The sequence below is a fragment of the Ruegeria sp. YKSD163 genome (genome assembly GCF_059612905.1).
Genome location: NZ_JBXWRM010000004.1, coordinates 220124 through 239396, shown reverse-complemented (window position 1 = coordinate 239396; position 19273 = coordinate 220124). Strand labels below are relative to the sequence as shown.

Here is a 19273-nt window from a genome sequence, read left to right as displayed (position 1 = left end):
TTCCTTTGCTCAAAACACCAGAGGGCCCCGTGGCCGGGTCACCCTTGACCTGGTGGATGAATGACAAACAAGCGAATCCCCCGCTGGCGCGGGGGAACGCAAGATGCCGCTCTATAGGAGAGTTGCCATGGGAGGGCAAGGGAAAGTTCGCCCGCGCTCCACACCGGCGACCTGCTGTCAGTCGGCCGTCCCGCCAGCCGGTCGAACAGCGGTTTCGGCACCGGCGTTCTGATAGGCCAGCTTGGCGCGCATGTCGCGGGCAACACCCGCCTCGACGGCCGCCATGGCCGCCGGGTTGCTCTCGCGCAGGCGGTCGAGCTTGGGCCGCTCGATCCGCCAGACCCATCCCTCGTTCTGCATCACCGCCGTCGCCACTGCCAGACCATCTCCCATCAGGGACATCTCGCCGATGAAATGGCCCTCGCCCACCAGCCGCAGCAGCCGACCCTGTCGTTCAATCCGAACCACGCCGGACGCCACATAGGTCAGGAACTCGGGTGGCTGCCCTTCATGCGTCAGCACCGTTTCGGATGGCAGCGTTTCCCACCGCCCCATATCCAGCAACCGGCGGGTACGCCCCGGCGAGAGGCCGCTCAGCAGGGTTTCGCGAAACCGGTCCTCCTCAGCCGTGAACCGCGCGCGCCGGTCGTTGCGCCAGAGCAGGGTCAGCTCCGCCACATTCACTAGCACCAGCAGGCTCTGCCAGAATACGCCGACCGGGTTTTGCAGCCAGAAATGATCGAACGCGATGCCCGCCAGCGCCGAGGCGATCACGAACAGCCGCAGCCACAACATGTGGCGCATCAGCATCGACAGCACGAGCAGCAGATAGGACAGATGCCCCGCCCAGCCTTCGATGATGAACCCCAGATCCATGCGCGATATCCGCTAGTCCCGCCGGTATTTCTCCGACCCCCTTTCAGCGATAGCGGTCCCCTCGGTTGCATTCAAGCACGGCGCGAGGGCCTAGGGGTTGGCAGTCGCGCGTTTCAACACCTCAAGCATCTGGGCGACCTGTTTCGGGGTCAGCCGGCCGTGCCCCACCAGGAACGCTGCGATATCCCGATCCGTGTAGCGGCCGGTCAGCACCCCCTCGCGCAGAATCAGACTGTGGCGCGCCAGATCGCGGGCCGAGACATGGCAGGCCCGGCATTTCTGCCGGAACAGCTGCCCCGAGGTACGGATGGTGTCGAAATGGTCAAGCAGGATCGCAGCCTCGTGCGGGGTCAGGCGGCCATGTCCGGCCTCCAGCATAGCCGCGACGGAGCGCCCCGACCGTTGCCCCGTCAACCCCTCTTGCGTCAGCGCCAGATCCTGCCAGACGAAATCGCCAGCATGCGGCAGATGGCAACCGGCGCAGCGTTCCTCGTACAAGCGATGTGGGTCGGCCGATTGGGCAAGCGCGGGCGCTGTCAGAAACAGGGCAAGAAGGGCGGCCAACAGGGGAACAGGGATACGCGGCATGGCACACTCGCGACCAGGGACAAGCGCCGCCGCTGGCGCGTCACGCCAACGCAGCGCCCCCAGCCTAGAGCAACGCGCGCGTGATCCCCATGACTTCGGTCAAATCCGGTGCTGTCGGCGCCGGGATTATTCCCAGCGATAGTTGAAGCTGACCGAGATGCGTTCCTCTTCGGACATGTTCATCGGCACTTCGTGTCGCAGCCAGCTTTCCCACAGCAGGACGTCGCCCACATCGGGTTTCATATAGATGAAGGGCTGCAATTCGCGCCGGGCGGTCTTGGTGCGCGTCGGCGCCGCCATCATCCGGCCCGAGCGGGGGTCTTCCAGCTTAAGCGCGCTGGCGCCGTCGGGCATGGCGACATAGGTGGTGCCCGAGATCACCGAATGCGGATGCAGATGGCTGGAATGCATGCCGCCCTGCGGCAGGATGTTGATCCAGAGATCCTCGAGCACCAATTTGCGCCCGTCCAGATCGAACTCCAGATCGGCCGCAAAACCCGCGACATGAGCGTCGAGCGATGTGACCAGATCGGCGAAGATCGGGAACCGCCAGGGCAGATCGGTAAGCGAGGCGTAAGAGGTATAGCCGGGATAACCGTTTTCCTCGCACCATTCCTGTCCGGCCTCGTCATCCTCGGCGATGGAATAGCAGGAGGCCTCCATCTCGTCCGGGTCGATGGCAGGACCATGTTCGGACAGGCGGGCGCGATAGAGACGGGTAACAAAGAGGGATTCGATCTGGGACATGGCGGAGTCATAGACCAACCCGGGAACACGCGCGAGAGCCAGTCGCCGCGACAGCAATATTCGATGTCAAACGGCCCGAGCCAGACCCTCGACCCCGGCGTACATGCTTAGTCTGAGCCATCTCCCGATCGTCTTTTCCAGTCGTTTGTCTCCTGACATGAAAAACCTCCCGCTGTCGATCTCGCGACCGTAAGACATCCGGCCAAGATAGATGCCGGTCATCACGGACACACCCGTCTCGATGAACAAATCCACGTCAAAGCCGGGGTCCGCAGCACAAAGTTCCACCGGAACACCCGGACGAACGACCAGCCAATAGGTCGACGCAGGCGAGGTTGCGTCCGAAAAGTTGAAACGGACAACTGTCCGGCCCGGCGGCAGCGCATCGACCACGATCCGGTTTCGAAGGGTCCACATCAGGACATCCGCATCACGGTCTTCGAGCGCCACATCGACAGTTACATTGCGCTGCGCCCATCGCGCGAGACCTTCAAGGATCGGGTCCAGTTCGACGGCCTTCTCGGTACGGATATAGTCTATGACCCCGCTGGCTGGGTCATCGATCCGTTCGACAAGTCCATTCAGTTGCATCTCTTTCAGGCGTTTGGCCAGCAGAGTCGGCGAGATTCCCGGTAGGCCGCGCTTGATATCGTTGAAACGGGTCGAACCGGTGGAGAGCTCTCCGAGGATCTGAATGGTCCAACGGGGATTGAGGACTTCGCAAGCCTTGGAAGTCGGGCAAAAGAGACCAAACGGTTTGGTCGTCATCTCGTACCTCCATCTTCTGGTCTGTAGGGTATGTGACAGTCTATCCGGGCCCGGGATTTCGCTCCAGTACAGAAGCTGTACCGGTTCTGGTTCACTTCCTACACTGCCCCGCACCATGATTGAGGTGGCACCCTGTCGTCAGATGAACCCCGAACAAGGACTACGACAGATGATCTCCCTCGCACATGCCGCAACCGAGCAGACCCGACTTCACAATGCCCTTTCCATAAATCGGTTCCGTTTGATCGCCCAAGGGCTATTGCTCCGCTGGCAGGCGATGGCCACTTTGTCCCTGCTATCGGACCGCGGATTGCGCGACATCGGGCTGACACGCGATGATGTCATGTCGATTGCACGAGATACTGGCGGAGTTGACCAGATTGAGCAGACGAGGCTTCGCCAGTCCGGCAACTGGTAGAATGCACAGCACTGAACAAAAAAGCGCCCGTCGGGAAATCGGCGGGTCTCCTTATGGTTTGGCGCACCACTTTCCACCCTTTGCCTGTTCAGGTCTGGACCGGACCCTTGCCGCAGCGGGGGATCGGGCGTCCGCCGTCAGCATAGGCCAGGCACATGACAATCTCGTCCGGGCCCGGTGCATCCGCCATGACCAGGGTCATCGTGTCGAAATGATCAAAGGACCAGGGGTTGTCCTTGTGACCCAGCGGCAGGTCAATCGTTGTGCCCGGTCCGCCCAGTTTTACATTGGAAGGGATCACCGCCGCCCCGCCACCCGCTGCCACGCGCATCGGCGCACCCAGTTTGGGATGCACAACCGCCCCGCCCTGTTCCATGTCGCCATTTGCTCCGACAATCGCGGCCTTGCCGTAGGAAATCGGGGGATTGCCCAATTCGGCGATGGCTTGCCGTGCCAGAGCTTCGCCCAATTCGCGACCGATCTCGAACAGGGGCGAGAGGTCACGAAAGAACCGACCCGCCAGCGGATTGCGAAACGCGACCATGACAGCCACCCGGGTCACGGGATGGCAAGGTTCACCGAATGCATCCGCAGTAATGATTTCACGTTGAAAAACGGTCTTGCGGGGCTGCGCCAAGGGTTACCTCCGGACACGGAATGCACAAATTCTACGATGGATACCAAAAAAGGAAAACCCCCGCCGGTGTCCCGGCGGGGGTTTCAATGTCTTGTCGAAGGACCGGGATTACCAGTCTTCGCGGACCACGACGCGGGTCTTGATCGGCAGCTTCATCGCGGCCAGGCGCAGGGCCTCGCGGGCGATGTCGTCATTGACGCCATCGATCTCGAACATCACGCGACCGGGCTTGACCTTGCAGGCCCAGTAATCCACCGAACCCTTACCTTTACCCATACGGACTTCGGTCGGCTTCGAGGTCACCGGCGTATCCGGGAAGATCCGGATCCAGACGCGGCCCTGACGTTTCATGTGACGCGTCATGGCACGACGTGCGGCTTCGATCTGGCGGGCGGTAACCCGCTCGGGCTCCAGAGCCTTCAGACCATAGGTGCCGAAGTTCAGGTCGCTTCCGCCTTTTGCCAGACCGTGGATACGGCCCTTGAACATCTTGCGGAATTTAGTGCGCTTTGGTTGCAGCATCTCTAATCCTCCTTAGCGGCGGCCACCGGCGCCACGCGGGGCCGGACCGTCCTGGAGTTCCTGTGCCTTGCGGTCACGCGCCTGCGGATCATGCTCGAGGATCTCGCCTTTGAAGATCCAGACCTTGATCCCGATGATCCCGTAAGGGGTCGAGGCCTCGGCCAGAGCATAATCGATGTCGGCGCGCAGGGTGTGCAGGGGCACGCGGCCCTCGCGATACCACTCGGTCCGTGCGATCTCGGCACCGCCCAGACGGCCGGCGACGTTCACACGGATGCCCAGGGCACCCATCCGCATCGAGTTTTGCACCGCGCGCTTCATCGCACGGCGGAAGGACACGCGGCGTTCCAGCTGCTGTGCGATCGACTCGGCGACCAGCTGAGCATCCATCTCGGGCTTGCGCACTTCGACGATGTTCAGGTGCAGCTCGCTGTCGGTCATGTTCGCCAGCTTCTTGCGCAGGGTCTCGATATCGGCGCCTTTCTTGCCGATAATCACGCCCGGACGCGCGGTGTGGATCGTCACGCGGCACTTCTTGTGCGGACGCTCGATGATCACACGGGCGACACCGGCCTGCTTGCACTCTTCCTTGATGAACTCGCGGATTGCGAGGTCTTCAAGCAGCAGATTGCCATAGTCCTTGGTATCTGCGTACCAGCGGCTGTCCCAGGTGCGGTTGACCTGAAGACGCATGCCGATCGGATTGACTTTATGTCCCATTAGGCTTGCTCCTCAACTTGACGCACCTTGATGGTGAGCTCCGAGAACGGCTTCATGATCTTGCCGAACCGGCCACGGGCCCGCGGGCGGCCGCGTTTCATGACCAGGTTCTTGCCAACCCATGCTTCGGCAACGATCAGCTCGTCCACGTCCAGGTTGTGGTTGTTTTCGGCATTGGCGATGGCGGACTGAAGGCATTTCTTCACGTCCTGCGCGATCCGCTTGTTCGAGAAAGTCAGGTCGGTCAGGGCCTGTCCAACTTTCTTGCCGCGGATCATCGCTGCAACCAGGTTCAGTTTCTGCGGGCTGGTGCGAAGCATGCGGGTTTTCGCCATTGCTTCGTTTTCGGCCACGCGGCGGGGGTTCTTTTCCTTGCCCATGACTTACTTCCGCTTCGCTTTTTTGTCAGCCGCGTGACCGTAATAGGTCCGGGTCGGCGAGTATTCACCGAACTTCTGACCGATCATGTCTTCGGAGACGTTGACGGGGATGTGCTTCTGGCCATTGTACACACCAAAGGTCAGACCCACGAACTGGGGCAGGATGGTGGACCGGCGCGACCAGATCTTGATGACTTCGTTGCGGCCCGACTCGCGCGCTGCTGCTGCCTTTTTAAGGACATAAGCATCGACGAAAGGACCTTTCCAAACAGAGCGAGACATTGCTTAACGCCCTTTCTTCTTGGCGTGACGCGAGCGAATGATCAGCTTTTGCGACGCTTTGTTCTTGTTGCGGGTACGGGTACCCTTGGTGTCCTTGCCCCACGGGGTCACCGGCGTACGGCCACCCGAGGTGCGGCCCTCACCACCACCATGGGGGTGGTCGATCGGGTTCATTGCAACACCGCGGACCGACGGACGGATGCCCTTGTGGCGCATACGGCCGGCCTTGCCGTAGTTCTGGTTGCTGTTGTCGGGGTTCGACACGGCACCGACGGTGGCCATGCATTCCTGACGCACCATGCGCAGTTCACCCGAGCTCAGGCGGATCTGAGCGTAGCCACCATCGCGGCCCACGAACTGGGCGTAGGTGCCGGCTGCACGTGCGATCTGACCGCCCTTGCCGGGCTTCATCTCGATGTTGTGCACGATGGTACCGATCGGCATGCCCGAGAAGGGCATCGCGTTACCGGGCTTGATGTCGGCCTTGGCGGATGCCACGACCTTGTCACCGACCGCCAGACGCTGTGCGGCCAGGATATAGGCCTGCTCGCCGTCTTCGTATTTGATCAGTGCGATGAATGCGGTCCGGTTCGGGTCGTACTCGATCCGCTCGACGGTGGCTGCCACATCGAATTTGTTCCGTTTGAAGTCAACGATCCGGTAGAGGCGTTTCGCCCCACCACCGCGGCGACGCGAGGTGATCCGTCCGGTGTTGTTCCGGCCGCCCGACTTGGTCAAACCCTCGGTGAGAGACTTGACCGGACGTCCTTTCCAAAGCTCCGAACGGTCGATCAGCACCAGCCCGCGCTGGCCCGGCGTCGTCGGCTTATACGACTTGAGTGCCATGCTTTCTGTCTTCCGTTTAGCAACGGCGGGTTGCCCCGCCTATGTATTGAGGCCCCCGTAGGTGCCCGTGGTATAGGGCCCCGAAGGTCCCCGGCTGCAAAAATCACGAGCCCCGGGACGAATCCCAGGGCGCAAGATTGGTGGCACTTAGCAAGGACGATCCCCATTGTCCATAGCGGAACAGGACAAAGCCGTACCGGGTCGGCGGGCGCTGCGCGGTCACCCCGTTCGCCGAGTTCACGCGAAAGCAAGCCTTGCGTGTTGTGAACCGACACCCTTTTTTGTCTGCGCTTAATCTCATCTTGACACCCAAGATCATACATTTTTGGAAAATAACTGCGTTCTATGTGATCTAGGTTGCATCGCGATGACGGATTCTCCCTCAAAGTGGTGGCGCGTGCCCCTGTGAGCGCGCCAAAATTTCTGGAGGATTGAGATGTCGAAGACTGCATTTACCACATTCGCGGCCGCTGCGGCCCTTTCTTTGGGCCTGATCGCTCCCGCATCGCAGGCGCGCGCCGGGGCCGAGCCGTTTGTCGGTGAGCTGATGCTTGCCGGTTTCAATTTCTGCCCGCGCGGCTGGGCCGAGGCAAACGGGGCACTGCTGCCCATCTCGTCCAACACTACGCTGTTCTCGTTGCTGGGCACTATGTACGGCGGTGACGGACGCACCACATTCGCTCTGCCCGATCTGCGCGGGCGCGTCGCCATCGGTGTCGGCACCGGCCCCGGCTTGCAGCCCATCACACAGGGTGAACGACTTGGCCAACCCACCACCACCCAAACCATCGCGACGATGGCGCCGCACACCCACCTGGCCACCAGCAATGCATCGACCTCGATCCATGTGAGCAGTGACGATGCCAATATACAGGAGCCCGGCAACGCGGTTCTGGGCACGACCCCCGCCGCGACCTACAACACGGCGCAACCCGACGAGGTCATGGCAAACGGAGCCGCGACCACCGGTGTCACCACGACAGTTCTGAGCGCCGGTCAGGGTCTGCCGCAGGAAAACCACCAGCCGTCACTTGGCATGAAATACTGCATCGCCCTGATCGGCATCTACCCATCGCGGAACTGATCCTGCCCCCTGCGATTGACCGGGGCAGGACAGACCGCCCTGCCCCGGCCCGCTCGCTCCGAAGGCAACACCGCCCGATTGTGCCGATGCGCAATGGTTAGGTGCCCCGACCGAAGGCGGGTTTGGCGAGTAACGTAGGATGGGCAGGACTGCCCACCCTACGTGGAGATTTGGTTCGGAATAATCAACGGGATGGCAAGCAGAGCTACCTTCCCCACGCTTGTTCTGATGGCTAACGGAGTTTTCCGGCCCGCCTGAAATGTTCAACAGTCGAAGCCCAAAACAGTTTCCCGACTGAAACCCTCGCAGTTTTATCGACAGCCAATGATAGCTCGGCCAACACCGCCTGTGCGTGGTTCACGACATCAAAAATCTCTTTTTCAAAAGAAAGCCCAACCGAAAGGAGAAATGCCTCTGGATCATCAGTAAACTTTCGGTCCAGATGGGCGAGAGCCTTGTCCCGCAAAACGCGAACCTTTTGATGTGCCAGTGAATCAGCACTGATTAGATAGTCTAACCGCGTATCTGCTATAGGGTCACCCAAGTGACGAATTCTCTCTTTTTGCTCCCTGTAGTGCGAGAGAAGCTTACGAAGATTCGTGCCAGATTTCTCGTCAAGCAACTGAGCAGCACACAAAATCAGCCGATCTTTGATAGCAGGAATTACGGTAAGAAGAATGGCCTTTAAAGTCTCATCGTGTGTCTCACCTACAACTTCTTCGAATGCCTCAAGCACGCCAAGCTGACGTTCGACGTCAGAAACGAATTGGGTCAAGAAGGACAAACGACTCCGAAAGAGCTCTTCCTCGCCCATTTGCTTCTACCGCCCCCGCCTCTTCACATTCCCACCCCGCTGCCCCGGCCGTCCGGCCGTACTCCGTCCCTTGGACTTCACCGCCTCTTCCGAGGCTTTCTCGACCGCCCATTGCCGGGCCATGGGGTCGTCGGCGATGGCGAGGTCTACTGCTTCCAGCCGCTTGATCTCATCCCGTAGACGCGCGGCCTCTTCGAATTCCAGGTTCTCGGCGGCCTTGCGCATGTCGGCGCGTAGTCCGTCCAGCACCGCCTCGAGATTGCCGCCGTGCAGTGGCTTATCGATCTTCGCCGTCACCCGGTTCATGTCGGTGTCGCCCTTGTAGAGGCCGGCCAGCACGTCCTCGACATTCTTTTTCACCGTGGCGGGGGTGATGCCGTGTTCCTGATTGTAGGCGATCTGCTTGGCGCGGCGGCGGTCGGTTTCGGCCAGCGCGCGCTCCATGCTGCCGGTGATGCGGTCGGCATACATGATGACGCGGCCATCGGCGTTGCGGGCGGCGCGGCCGATGGTCTGGATCAGCGAGGTTTCCGAGCGCAGGAACCCTTCCTTGTCGGCGTCGAGAATGGCGACGAGGCCGCATTCGGGGATATCCAGCCCCTCGCGCAAGAGGTTGATGCCGACCAGCACGTCAAAGGCGCCCAGGCGCAGGTCGCGCAGGATCTCGATCCGTTCGATCGTGTCGATGTCGGAATGCATGTAGCGGACGCGGATGCCCTGTTCGTGCAGGTATTCGGTCAGGTCCTCGGCCATGCGTTTGGTGAGCGTGGTGACAAGGGTACGATAGCCGTTGGCGGCCACCTTGCGCACCTCGTCCAGCAGGTCGTCGACCTGCATGCTGACGGGGCGGATTTCGACCTGCGGGTCCAAAAGGCCGGTGGGGCGGATCACCTGTTCGGTGAAGACGCCGCCCGATTGCTCCATCTCCCAGGACGCGGGCGTGGCCGAGACAAAGACCGATTGCGGGCGCATGGCATCCCATTCCTCGAACTTGAGCGGTCGGTTGTCCATGCAGCTGGGCAGGCGGAAGCCGTGTTCGGCGAGCGTGAACTTGCGCCGGTAGTCGCCCCGGTACATGCCGCCGATCTGGGGGACCGAGACGTGGGATTCGTCCGCGAAAACAATGGCATGGTCGGGGATGAATTCGAACAGCGTCGGTGGCGGTTCACCCGGTGCGCGCCCGGTCAGGTAGCGGGAATAGTTCTCGATCCCGTTGCAGACGCCGGTGGCCTCGAGCATTTCCAGATCGAAATTGGTGCGTTGTTCGAGGCGTTGCGCCTCCAGCAGCTTGCCCTCACCCACCAGCTGGTCGAGCCGCTGGCGCAGCTCTTTCTTGATGCCGATGATGGCCTGCTGCATCGTCGGTTTCGGCGTGACGTAGTGCGAGTTGGCGTAGACGCGGATCTGGTCGAACGTGTCGGTTTTCTGGCCTGTGAGCGGGTCGAACTCGGTGATCGCCTCCAGTTCCTCGCCGAAGAAGGAGAGCTTCCAGGCGCGGTCTTCGAGGTGGGCGGGCCAGATTTCCAGACTGTCGCCGCGCACGCGGAAGCTGCCACGCTGGAACGCCTGATCGTTGCGGCGGTATTGCTGGGAGACGAGATCGGCGATGATGTGGCGCTGGTCGTATTCGCCGCCAACCTTGAGGTCCTGGGTCATGGCGCCATAGGTCTCGACGGAGCCGATACCGTAGATGCACGAGACCGAGGCGACGATGATCACATCGTCGCGTTCGAGCAGCGCCCGCGTGGCCGAGTGGCGCATGCGGTCGATCTGTTCATTGATCTGGCTTTCCTTTTCTATGTAGGTGTCAGAACGCGCCACATAGGCTTCGGGCTGGTAATAGTCGTAATAGCTGACGAAATATTCGACCGCGTTATCGGGAAAGAAGCCCTTGAATTCGCCGTATAATTGCGCCGCCAGCGTCTTGTTGGGGGCAAGGATGATGGCGGGGCGCTGGGTCTCTTCGATCACCTTGGCCATGGTGAAGGTCTTGCCCGTACCGGTGGCGCCCAAGAGAACCTGGTTGCGCTCGCCCTCGTTGACGCCCTGGGACAGTTCCGCGATGGCGGTGGGCTGGTCGCCCGCCGGCTGGAACTCGGTCTGCATGACAAAGCGGCGGCCGCCTTCGAGCTTGGGGCGCGCCTTTACCTCGGGCGCGGGGGCATGCATCAGCGCCTCGGACTTGTCGGAATGGGCATAGGGCATCGGGGGGATTCCTTTCGCCCCCGATCTTGGTCTGTTTTTGTTCCGGTTCAAGGGGGTGCAGCGGGCTGATGCCGGAAACTGGCATCAGCCGGGCGCGGTCTCGTCGGAAATGGTAGAGAGAAAATCCTCGATCTCGCGCAGCGCCTTGGGCCATTCGGGGTCGTAATCGGGCATGGTGTTGTTGGCGGTGTCGAGGCTGACAAAGCGCGCGTTGCGGATACCGGCGGCCAGACGCTGGCCCTGATCCCTGAAATGCAGCCGCTCACGGTCGGAATGCAGCACCAGCGCGGGGCAGCGAATGTCGGGCAAAAGCGGCTCGATATCGACCACATCGACGGAAGTGCCCACACGCAGGTAATCTTCGTGAGTCATCGCCATCTTGATGAAACGGGCGTACCTGTCCTGATCCTGTGGGCTGGACTCGGGAAAAAAGGCCTGGGCAAAGAGGTGCCTGCCCGAGGGATACCCGTCGTCCCAGCTGTCCCGGGACAGGTCCATCATCGCATGCCCCAGCGCCAGATCCTGCGGCCGGTTGCGTTTGCCCAACCCCTTGACGAAACCGCTCATCAGCACCAGCCCGGACACCCGGTCGGGATGTCGGGCGGCAAAGGCCGCGGCTACCGCCGCCCCCAGCGATACGCCAAATACAGGCGCCCGTTCCAGGCCCGCTGCGTCGAACATCGCTTTCAGATCGTCGACAAAGCGGTCGAACGACACATCCTGAACGCCCCGGTCCGACAAGCCGTTGTTGCGCCCGTCGCAGCGGATCAACCGATAGTGGCTGCTCAGGTGTGGTAGCCATCCATCCATCGGGTTCTGCGTCCAGTCGTATTCCAGATGCTGCACCCAGTTGGGCGCCTTGACCACCGTCCGGCCCTTGCCGGTTTCGGTCCAGGCGATGCGGGTGCCGTCCTGCGAGGTGGTAAAGCGGATCACCTGCCGCGCCGACTGTCGGGCGCGTTCAGCTTGGTCATCCGCACCCGACAGGTCGAGCGAGAGGACCTCGAGCGGGGCGTAGAGACCTTTGAGGCTCATCGCGCCTTCGGATTTCAGAGGAATGCCGACGGTGCCGCCCGCGATCTGGCGTGTCACGCGGCTGACGAGGCAGCCACCGGGCGGGGCGGCGGTCTGAAGCCGCGACGCGATGTTGACCGCGTCGCCGAATACGTCCTCGCCATTGATGGTGACGTCGCCCACATGCACACCGGCGCGCAGTTGCACCGGCTTGCCCAGCATCGCCTTTTGAATTGCGTGCGCAGTAGCAATCGCCTCGGTCGCGGTACCGAAACGCACCAGCGCGCCATCGCCCATCAGCTTGAAGATGCGGCCATTGCCGATCTTCACACTTGGGCGGATGACCTGCTCGAAGATCTGATTGAGTTCGGCCATCGTGGTGTCTGGGTTCGCGGCCATACGGGCAGTGAAACCCACTACGTCAAGCGAGAGTATGGCCACGATCTGTCTTGCCATGTGGACGGCTCCCCGCTCCGGCGCCCCCTTGCGCCAATTCGGATTAGGGCGCGGATTGGCCCGCCTGTCCAGTGTCTTGGTGCGCGGTGGGCGCGTCGTCGGGGTGGGTGAGCTTGCTCAGCAGTTCCGCCAAGCGGCGCGCCTCGCCCGGGGCGAGGTGATCGCCGATGGCCTGGTGCATGGCGGCGGAATAGACGGCCCACATGGCGGTGCGCACCCGCGCGCCTTCGGGCGTCAGGACCAGAACCTGCCCGCGCCCGTCCCCGTCACAAGCGCTGCGGGTCAGGTGCCCGGCGCGGGCCAGCCGGTCGACCAGCCGCGACACGCCATATTGCGGCAGCAGCAGCCGGCCCTGCAATTCGAAGGGGCGCAGGCCATCGGGCCCGGCCTGTTCCAGCTCCCACAGGATGTCGTAACGGTCGAGCCCCGGCAGGCCCGCCGATTTCAGCGCCGCCTCTACATGGGTGAGCACCGCCTTGTGGGCGCGGGCCAGCGGCAGCCAGACGGCAAAGGGATCGGGAGTGGGTTTGCTCATGCGGAGAAAGTAAATGCATGTGCATTGACTTTCAAGCAGGAATACCCAGATCAGGTAGATGCACCTGCATTAACATGAGGATCCCATGACCGACCTGCATCTGATCAGCCATCACCTGTGCCCCTATGTGCAGCGCGCGGTGATCGTGCTGAGCGAAAAGGACATTGCCCATAACCGCAGCTATATCGACCTGTCGGACAAGCCCGACTGGTTCCGCTCCCTGTCGCCGCTGGGCCGGGTGCCGGTGCTGGAAACCGACGGCAGGGTGCTGTTCGAAAGCCAGGTGATCGCCGAATACCTGGACGAGATCACCCCCGGTTCACTGCACCCTGACGACGCGTTGGAAAAGGCGCGGCACCGGGCATGGATCGAATATGGCTCGGCCACGCTGGCCGAGATCGCGGGGTTTTATAACGCCCCCGATGCCGCGACCTTCGAGAGCCGTAGGCAGGCCCTGCGCGACCGGCTGGCGCGGGTGGCGCCCGAAGTGCAAGGTTCGTTTTTCGCGGGCGAACGGTTTCACATGATCGACGGAGTCTGGGGCACGGTGTTCCGCTATCTCGACACGTTCGAGACGGTGGGCGCGTTTGGACTGATGCCCGATCACACCGGCATGGCGCGCTGGCGCGCGGCGGTGGCGGCGCGCCCGTCGGTGCGCGATGCCCCGCCCGAGGGTTATCCAGCCCGGTTGCTGGCGTTTCTACAAGCGCGGAACTCGCATCTGGGCGCTTTGGCGCGGTCCATGGACGGGAAAGCTTTACAGCAGGCCACGATCCCATAGACTTGAACGACGCAACAGGGAGCGCCGATGCACAGCCAGCTTGCCATCCTGATGTTTGCCGACATTGTCGGCTACTCCGCGATGATGGAAACAGATCAGGACCAGACCATCGAGGCGGTTCGCAGCCTTCGGTTGGAGCTGCTGGAACCCGCAGTCGAAACTCATGCGGGCCGCGTTCTGAAACGCCTTGGCGATGGGTGGATCATTTCCTTCACCAGTGTATCGGCCTGCGTGGACTGCGCCATGAGCCTTCAGGCAAAGCTTCAGACCGAAACCGAACTGAAGCTTCGTATCGGTGCGCATATTGGCGAGATCGTGTCGGACGGCGAGGATTTCTATGGATCGGGGCTCAATATCGCCCAGCGGATCGAGGCAGAGGCACCCCCCGGCGGGTTGATGGTGTCCGAGGATCTGTTCCGGCAATTGTCAGGCCCGCTCGCAAGCGGGTTGAAGGATGCGGGAACGTTCCGGCTGAAGAACATCGCCCAGCCGGTTCGGCTGTACCAATGGCGGCCAAAGCACCAGCGCAAGGCCGATCCGGACCAGATCACCTCGATCGCGGTCGCCGCCATCGAACACGCCCCGCTGGATGCCGAAACCGCAGCACTGGCGGGCGATTTGCACGACCAGTTGGTGATCCGCATGTCGCGGCGGCAGGGTGTCGTGGTTCTGGACGCCGCCAACAGGCCAGTGGAAAACGCCACTTACGACCTGCGAAGCCGGCTACGGGTTGCGGGCGGTCGCGGGCGTCTGAGCCTTTCACTGGTCCTGCGCTCCGAAGGCCGACCGGTCTGGTCCGAAAGCTATGACCGGGACACGGCGGACATCTTCGATTTCTGCGACGTTGTGCTGGAGCGCGCCGAGGCCGACCTGCGCATCCAGACCAACGCTTTTGATGGTGACCGCCTGGCCCATATCCCAGAAGAGGAGCTGAGCGTCTCGGAGCTGAGGGCGCGGGCGGCCAATGCCTATTACCGGCTGACCTACGAGGACTGGATCGACGGTCTGCGGCTGATGAAACGCGCGATCCGGATGAACCCGCGCGACGGCGTGTCCCTGGCGATGCGCGCCGAGGCCGAGATCATGACCCATGCCGCGCGCTACAGGACCTTGCCCCCGGAACTGCTGGCGCAGCTGGCCGACGACCTGGATACCGCGATCGAACAGAACCCGGGGAGCGACTATGTGTTCTGGACCCGGGGCCTCTATCGGATCAATTGCCTGTCTGACGTGGCAGGCGCCCGGGCCGATCTGCAACGCAGTCTCGACCTGAACCCGGCCTATTCGGAGAACCACGAACTGGAGGCGCATATCCTGATGGCCGAAGGCGATTTCGACAAGGCCGCAGAAAAGTACGGACTGTTGCTGCAACGGCAGGTTCACAATCCGATGATCCCCTATCGGCGCTTCCTGCGGGCCGCAGCCTATTACTGCGGCGGACGCTACGATCTGGCCGCAGAAGATGCACGGCTGGCGGCCGACACCCGACCCAAGGACCGGGCGATGCATATCTTGCGCGGCCAAGCGCTGCGGGCCGCGGGCGACGAGGACGCAGCCAGGGACGCGCTGCAGCGAGCGGCGAGCCTCGCGCCCCAACCCAATATCTGTTCTCGCTGCCCGGTTCTGCCGGCGTCACATCAGCATCTGGCGGAGGCACTGGCGAGCGCGGTCCGTAGCCCACAGGGACAATTGGATGGGCTGGAGACCTGAGGCCGCTTTCCACCCCACAAAACGCCGGGGACCAGCAGCGCCCTGAGATTCTTTTGCGCCTTCAAGCGAATTCCCTTGATTTGTGCGCCACAAGGGACCATGTGAGACGTGCTACGTATTTCTATCTCGACCTACTGTTCTCCAATTTGGCCACAGTCCTCGATTTCGAACTGACAGGCCGGGTTGTCGCATTCTGCGGGCAACGAAACATAATGGAGACATCACAATGGCCAATGGCACTGTGAAATGGTTCAACTCAACTAAAGGCTTTGGCTTCATCGCGCCCGAGGGCGGTTCCAAGGACGTGTTCGTGCACATCACCGCACTTGAACGCGCCGGCATTCGTTCGCTGGATGACGGTCAAGCCGTGACCTTCGACCTGGAAGAAGGCCGCGACGGCCGCCAGAGCGCGACCAACCTGCAACTGGCCTGAGCCAGTTCAACCACCGGACACATGCGCCGGTGGTTTTCGCGAATTTCTGAGGAAGCCCCCACGCGGGGGCTTTTTTCTTTGCCGGGCCGATCCCCGCGCGATCAAGTGTCCCCGGAAAGGCCCGCCAGTTCCAGGCCTTGCAGAACCAACCGCTCGTGGGCGGGGTCGGTCAGGGTCAGCCGGGCCAGCCGGGTCCGAATATCGAATGACGGGTTGATCTCCAGCATCTCCAGCCAGATGCGGCGGGCCTCTTTCCCCTCGCCCAGGTGACCAAGGGCCGAGGCCAGCCAGGCTCGCCCGATATCGGTGTCCTTTACCAAGAACACCCGTTCCTTCAGAAACAGCGCCGCAGTCTCGAAGCTGCCCTTGAGAAAATGGGCCATGGCAAGGAATTGCATGAACTGGTGCCGAAACGACGGATCCAGCCGGATCGCGCGTTCGAGATGCTCGATCGCATCGTCAAGCCTGCCCTGGGCAATCTCGATCTCACCCCTTGTGAACCAGCCCAACGCATAATCCGAGCTTTTGGTCATCGCCCTGTCCAACGCCTGAACCGCTTCGTCCAGTTTGCCTTGCCAGCGCGCGATGGCGGCATAGGCGTTGTTGGACCAGATATTGTCTGGGCCAAGCTCCAAGCTGCGCCGCACGAGGCTGTCCGCTTTTTGCATCGCCTCTTCCGAGGGCGTGCCGGACCAGCGGTTGTGGTAGTCCAGCAGGTGCATGAGGGCCAGCATGCCGTAGGCATCAGCATAGCCGGGATCGCGGGCAATCGCGCGCTCGCCATAGGCCACGGCCTTGCGCCAGCCTTCGGCATTCATGCCGGGGAAGAACAGGAAGCCGCGCATGCGCATGTAGTCTTCATGCGCCTCGATATTCGATGTGCCGACATCGGCGATATTCGCGCGTTCGCGAGAGGATAGCGAAACCTTCAGCGCCTTGACGATTTCCAGCGTCACTTCGTCCTGCACTGCGAAAATATCGGTCAGGTCCCGGTCGTAGCGGTCGGCCCAGACATGGCTGCCGTCTTTGGTGTCGATCAGCTGGGCTGTGATGCGGACGCGCTGGCCCGCGCGCCTGACGCTGCCTTCCAGCACATGGGTGACACCCAGCTCGCGCCCGACGATGCGCAGGTCGATGGACCTGCCCTTGTAGGCAAAGCTGGAGTTGCGGGCGATCACCGTCAGGCCCGACACCTTGGACAGGTCTGTGATGATATCCTCGCTGATCCCGTCCGAGAAATACTCCTGCTCGGGGTCGCCCGACATGTTGTCCAGCGGCAGAACCGCGATGGCATAGCCAGGTTCGCGCGGTTTTTCAGATTTTACCGTTCCCCTTGGCGGGGGCGGGGCATCCTGCGGATGCCAATGATAGACGCGCAAGGCGCGGTCGATGTTCTTGACCGAGACCTGCCCGCCGTCCTGAAAGGTGATCCCAAGACGACCGCCAACGCTTTCCTGCACCACCGAAGAGACGCAAACCCCGCCCGGCTGTGCCAACTGCTCCAGCCGACTGGCAACGTTCACGCCATCGCCAAAGATGTCGTCATCCTGAAGGATGACGTCGCCCAGGTTGACGCCGATCCTGAGGGAGATTCCCCCGGCGTCGTCCATGTCGGCCATGGTTCGCTGGATCTCGGTGGCGCATTGCACGGCATTGGACACGCTCAGGAATTCAACAAGCGCACCGTCGCCCATCAACTTGACGATGCGGCCGTTGTGGCGGGACACGCAGGGGTCGAACACCTCGCGCCGGTGCCGGTTCAGCGCGTTCAGGGTCGCGGATTCGTCCTCGGCCATCAGCCGCGAATATCCGACGATATCAGCGGCCAGAATGGCAGAAAGGCGTCGGGATACCCGTTCATTGTCCATGCTTGATTGGTAAGGCAGATCATCGGGCCGGTCTAGCTGGCTGTCGTAAAAACGGTTCGCGCAAATCTATCCGAAGGAGGGTCGGGTCCGAGCTGCCATTCTCGGCGCGGTGCAAGGCGTTGGCGCCCAGCATCAGGCGACGAGCGGTCGCGGAAATCGGCCTTGCCCGAGCCCGTCGATGCGCGCATATAGGAACCAGCCGAAGACGACGGAGTACATGATGCGCGCACGGATCTACCAGCCCGCCCGGAATGCCATGACCTCGGGCATGGCCAAGACCCGCAAATGGGTTCTGGAATACGCCCCCGGTTCGGCACGCGAGGTCGATCCGCTGATGGGTTGGACCTCTTCCAGCGACACCCAGTCCCAGGTCCGGCTTCGGTTCGACACCAAGGAAGAGGCGCTGGATTACGCAAAGTCTCATGGGATTGAAGTTACTGTCACTGAGCCGCACAAGCGCAAGCCCAACCTGCGCGCACGCGGCTATGGCGAGAATTTCGCCACCGACCGGCGCGGCCCCTGGACCCACTGAGGGCACTTTGTCCGAATTCACCATAGAGCAGGCCAGCCCAACCGCGCCCGAGGCGGCGGCGCTGATCGCCCGTCATGTGGCGTTGATGGCGTCTCAATCGCCCGAGGAAAGCTGTCATGTGCTGGATGGCAGTGGCCTGGACAGCCCCGATGTGGCGTTTTTCCTGCTGCGTCAGACGGGCACCGCGATTGGTATGGGCGCGCTCAAAACGCTGTCGGACGGCGCGCTGGAGCTGAAATCCATGCACACCCTGACCGAGGCACGCGGCACGGGCGCGGGACGCGCAATGCTCGAATTCCTGCTCGACCATGCCCGCAACCAAGGCGCCTCCGGCATCTATCTGGAGACCGGATCGACCGATGATTTCCTGCCGGCCCGGCGGCTTTACGAAACCTATGGTTTCGCCGAATGCGGCCCCTTCGAAGGGTATGCCGAGGATCCCTGGTCCACCTTCATGACCCTCGATCTGCGCGGGGCCGCTTGACCCCCCATGTTTGCGTGGCATAACAGGCGCCAAGCGGTCCCATAGCTCAACTGGATAGAGCAGCTGACTTCTAATCAGCAGGTTCGGGGTTCGAGTCCTCGTGGGATCGCCATCATTCTTTGGCGCGGATGTGTATCCCGAAGCGCGCAAGGCCGCTTCGGGACAGGTTTCTCACTTGCGATGAATGGCGTTGATTTTGGTGATTCCGTCCTCGCCCGCGCTTTCGAAAACGATATGGACTTCGTCCCCAGCGGCCAGATCCTCTGGAATCTCGTCAACGAATTCCAGCGACCAGATGGTCTTGTCCTCAAGAACGATAAGGCCATCGACCCGGTCGAAGGCGAGGATGGTACCGGTCACCTCGTCAGCCAGAACAGGGATCGCGGCGGATAGCAGGGTTGCAGCAAGGATAAGGCTGCGCATGGGGGTGCTCCTTTGAGCATGGGTTGAAACCAGGTGGTAGATGTGGTGGCGCAAGGCAGGGCACAAGTACGGGAGAAGTGTTTATTAATCTCATTATTTTCAGATACTTATAGAAACTCCCCGATCCCGGCCGTCGCGTGCCATGCCGCC

At 61.9% G+C, this 19273-nt stretch carries 23 protein-coding genes and 1 tRNA gene; 8 read left to right on the top strand and 16 right to left on the bottom strand.

The genetic code is table 11. The features are described 5' to 3' along the window. Positions 1-177: 177 nt before the first annotated feature. From AC2FNA_RS08090 to AC2FNA_RS08075, 4 genes are all read right to left on the bottom strand, one after another. A complete protein-coding gene (locus AC2FNA_RS08090; RefSeq protein WP_496825494.1) occupies positions 178-876 on the bottom strand; it encodes a Crp/Fnr family transcriptional regulator in 699 nt (232 codons plus the stop codon). Between the two features lie 90 nt (positions 877-966). Further along, a complete protein-coding gene (locus tag AC2FNA_RS08085; protein WP_496825493.1) occupies positions 967-1464 on the bottom strand; it encodes a hypothetical protein in 498 nt (165 codons plus the stop codon). Positions 1465-1590: 126 nt separating this feature from the next. After that, positions 1591-2211, bottom strand: a complete 621-nt coding sequence (locus AC2FNA_RS08080; protein WP_496825492.1) for a 2OG-Fe(II) oxygenase family protein — start codon at positions 2209-2211, stop codon at positions 1591-1593. Positions 2212-2277: 66 nt separating this feature from the next. After that, complete coding sequence (locus AC2FNA_RS08075) at positions 2278-2979, bottom strand: winged helix-turn-helix transcriptional regulator (protein WP_496825491.1); 702 nt, start codon at positions 2977-2979, stop codon at positions 2278-2280. Between the two features lie 169 nt (positions 2980-3148). Here AC2FNA_RS08075 and AC2FNA_RS08070 point away from each other — a divergent pair, with 169 nt between their 5' ends. Next, positions 3149-3397: a YjiS-like domain-containing protein gene (locus AC2FNA_RS08070; protein WP_496825490.1), complete on the top strand. Its 249-nt coding sequence runs from the start codon at positions 3149-3151 to the stop codon at positions 3395-3397. 88 nt (positions 3398-3485) lie between these two features. Here the strand turns inward: AC2FNA_RS08070 and AC2FNA_RS08065 are convergent, their stop codons facing one another. The 6 genes from AC2FNA_RS08065 to rplB all read right to left on the bottom strand — a co-directional run bounded on the left by AC2FNA_RS08065 (position 3486) and on the right by rplB (position 6784). Next, complete coding sequence (locus AC2FNA_RS08065; RefSeq protein ID WP_234167404.1) at positions 3486-4034, bottom strand: amino acid synthesis family protein; 549 nt, start codon at positions 4032-4034, stop codon at positions 3486-3488. 108 nt (positions 4035-4142) lie between these two features. Further along, positions 4143-4556 (bottom strand): 50S ribosomal protein L16, encoded by a 414-nt coding sequence (gene rplP, locus AC2FNA_RS08060; RefSeq protein ID WP_234140485.1) that lies wholly within the window; start codon positions 4554-4556, stop codon positions 4143-4145. Positions 4557-4568: 12 nt separating this feature from the next. Further along, positions 4569-5276, bottom strand: a complete 708-nt coding sequence (gene rpsC, locus AC2FNA_RS08055) for a 30S ribosomal protein S3 (protein WP_011046247.1) — start codon at positions 5274-5276, stop codon at positions 4569-4571. Further along, on the bottom strand, positions 5276-5656 hold the full coding sequence (gene rplV, locus AC2FNA_RS08050) for a 50S ribosomal protein L22 (RefSeq protein ID WP_234140484.1): 381 nt from the start codon (positions 5654-5656) through the stop codon (positions 5276-5278). Before rplV ends, rpsC begins: the two co-directional genes overlap by 1 nt. A 3-nt stretch (positions 5657-5659) precedes the next feature. After that, a complete protein-coding gene (rpsS, locus tag AC2FNA_RS08045; RefSeq protein WP_093029006.1) occupies positions 5660-5938 on the bottom strand; it encodes a 30S ribosomal protein S19 in 279 nt (92 codons plus the stop codon). Positions 5939-5941: 3 nt separating this feature from the next. Further along, positions 5942-6784, bottom strand: a complete 843-nt coding sequence (gene rplB, locus AC2FNA_RS08040) for a 50S ribosomal protein L2 (protein ID WP_496803067.1) — start codon at positions 6782-6784, stop codon at positions 5942-5944. Between the two features lie 436 nt (positions 6785-7220). Here rplB and AC2FNA_RS08035 point away from each other — a divergent pair, with 436 nt between their 5' ends. After that, positions 7221-7868, top strand: coding sequence for a phage tail protein (locus AC2FNA_RS08035; protein WP_496825489.1), 648 nt, complete (start codon positions 7221-7223; stop codon positions 7866-7868). Positions 7869-8100: 232 nt separating this feature from the next. On the opposite strand, the gene AC2FNA_RS08030 is transcribed toward AC2FNA_RS08035, so the two are convergent. The 4 genes from AC2FNA_RS08030 to AC2FNA_RS08015 form a co-directional block, all read right to left on the bottom strand. After that, a complete protein-coding gene (locus tag AC2FNA_RS08030) occupies positions 8101-8682 on the bottom strand; it encodes an AbiU2 domain-containing protein (RefSeq protein ID WP_496825488.1) in 582 nt (193 codons plus the stop codon). Positions 8683-8688: 6 nt separating this feature from the next. Continuing rightward, positions 8689-10887: an excinuclease ABC subunit UvrB gene (uvrB, locus tag AC2FNA_RS08025; RefSeq protein WP_496825487.1), complete on the bottom strand. Its 2199-nt coding sequence runs from the start codon at positions 10885-10887 to the stop codon at positions 8689-8691. 84 nt (positions 10888-10971) lie between these two features. After that, the gene (locus AC2FNA_RS08020) at positions 10972-12357 is read right to left on the bottom strand and encodes an alpha/beta fold hydrolase (RefSeq protein WP_496825486.1); all 1386 of its coding nucleotides are present in this window, start codon (positions 12355-12357) and stop codon (positions 10972-10974) included. 43 nt (positions 12358-12400) lie between these two features. Continuing rightward, a complete protein-coding gene (locus AC2FNA_RS08015) occupies positions 12401-12892 on the bottom strand; it encodes a MarR family winged helix-turn-helix transcriptional regulator (protein ID WP_496825485.1) in 492 nt (163 codons plus the stop codon). 85 nt (positions 12893-12977) lie between these two features. Here AC2FNA_RS08015 and AC2FNA_RS08010 point away from each other — a divergent pair, with 85 nt between their 5' ends. The 3 genes from AC2FNA_RS08010 to AC2FNA_RS08000 all read left to right on the top strand — a co-directional run bounded on the left by AC2FNA_RS08010 (position 12978) and on the right by AC2FNA_RS08000 (position 15816). Then, positions 12978-13673 (top strand): glutathione S-transferase family protein, encoded by a 696-nt coding sequence (locus tag AC2FNA_RS08010; RefSeq protein ID WP_496825484.1) that lies wholly within the window; start codon positions 12978-12980, stop codon positions 13671-13673. A 27-nt stretch (positions 13674-13700) separates the two neighbouring features. Beyond that, on the top strand, positions 13701-15383 hold the full coding sequence (locus AC2FNA_RS08005; protein WP_496825483.1) for an adenylate/guanylate cyclase domain-containing protein: 1683 nt from the start codon (positions 13701-13703) through the stop codon (positions 15381-15383). A 226-nt stretch (positions 15384-15609) separates the two neighbouring features. After that, a complete protein-coding gene (locus AC2FNA_RS08000; protein ID WP_496825482.1) occupies positions 15610-15816 on the top strand; it encodes a cold-shock protein in 207 nt (68 codons plus the stop codon). 101 nt (positions 15817-15917) lie between these two features. On the opposite strand, the gene AC2FNA_RS07995 is transcribed toward AC2FNA_RS08000, so the two are convergent. Further along, on the bottom strand, positions 15918-17684 hold the full coding sequence (locus tag AC2FNA_RS07995) for an adenylate/guanylate cyclase domain-containing protein (protein WP_496825481.1): 1767 nt from the start codon (positions 17682-17684) through the stop codon (positions 15918-15920). Between the two features lie 220 nt (positions 17685-17904). Between AC2FNA_RS07995 and AC2FNA_RS07990 the strand changes: the two genes are divergently transcribed. The 3 genes from AC2FNA_RS07990 to AC2FNA_RS07980 all read left to right on the top strand — a co-directional run bounded on the left by AC2FNA_RS07990 (position 17905) and on the right by AC2FNA_RS07980 (position 18812). Further along, on the top strand, positions 17905-18216 hold the full coding sequence (locus AC2FNA_RS07990; protein ID WP_234137369.1) for an ETC complex I subunit: 312 nt from the start codon (positions 17905-17907) through the stop codon (positions 18214-18216). Positions 18217-18223: 7 nt separating this feature from the next. Next, positions 18224-18700: a GNAT family N-acetyltransferase gene (locus tag AC2FNA_RS07985; RefSeq protein ID WP_496825480.1), complete on the top strand. Its 477-nt coding sequence runs from the start codon at positions 18224-18226 to the stop codon at positions 18698-18700. A gap of 35 nt (positions 18701-18735) precedes the next feature. Continuing rightward, positions 18736-18812: transfer RNA gene (locus AC2FNA_RS07980), tRNA-Arg, on the top strand. Positions 18813-18871: 59 nt separating this feature from the next. Here the strand turns inward: AC2FNA_RS07980 and AC2FNA_RS07975 are convergent. Further along, the gene (locus tag AC2FNA_RS07975) at positions 18872-19123 is read right to left on the bottom strand and encodes a hypothetical protein (protein WP_496825479.1); all 252 of its coding nucleotides are present in this window, start codon (positions 19121-19123) and stop codon (positions 18872-18874) included. Positions 19124-19273: the final 150 nt, after the last annotated feature.